Source organism: Bremerella sp. JC817 (assembly GCF_040718835.1).
Classification (GTDB): Bacteria; Planctomycetota; Planctomycetia; order Pirellulales; family Pirellulaceae; genus Bremerella.
On record NZ_JBFEFG010000079.1, the window covers coordinates 1 to 549 of the forward strand.

The window sequence follows — 549 nt, forward strand, 5'->3', positions numbered from 1 at the left end:
ACGCTGGACCCCCAATGCTTGTAGTGACGCGCAGGCGAGGATATCGGCATGGGAGGTAGGGGGAGGTGCCGGCCAAGTTGGTTCCATTGGGGGGCCATTGTTGGGCCAGAGAAAGCCGTCTGATCAGATCCCGACAATGGGTAAATCTTATGTAAGAAGCGGGAAAAGGGAGGGCTGGAATCCAGGTTTTGGAATACCATCCGGCCCCCACGTTCAACACGGCATACCGTCCCGAGGCAATCGCCGGCACGCGTCGAGAAGGTGCGACCCGCTATGAAGATGTCGCTCTGGCTCTGCACGATCCACAGCAGCTGGCAGATGGTCAGCGCGCCGCCGAAGGTGACGATGTCGCGCGCGCCCCGGAAATCGAACACCGGCCAGACCAGCAGGCGGGCCGCGATGGTCAGGCCCATGGCCCGGACCACTGCCATGCCGATGGGCGCATAGACGAGCGCCCACACGCCCCAGCCCATGAGCGCGAGGCCGAGCGCGATGCCCGCACCCACGAAAGCGCACAGCAGGTTCACCAGTCCCTGGCTGCGAAATTCG

At 63.6% G+C, this 549-nt stretch carries 1 protein-coding gene; it reads right to left on the reverse strand.

The window, feature by feature from the left end:
• The coding region (locus AB1L30_RS00365; RefSeq protein ID WP_367011372.1) for an oligosaccharide flippase family protein at positions 1-549 on the reverse strand (549 nt) is incomplete at both ends.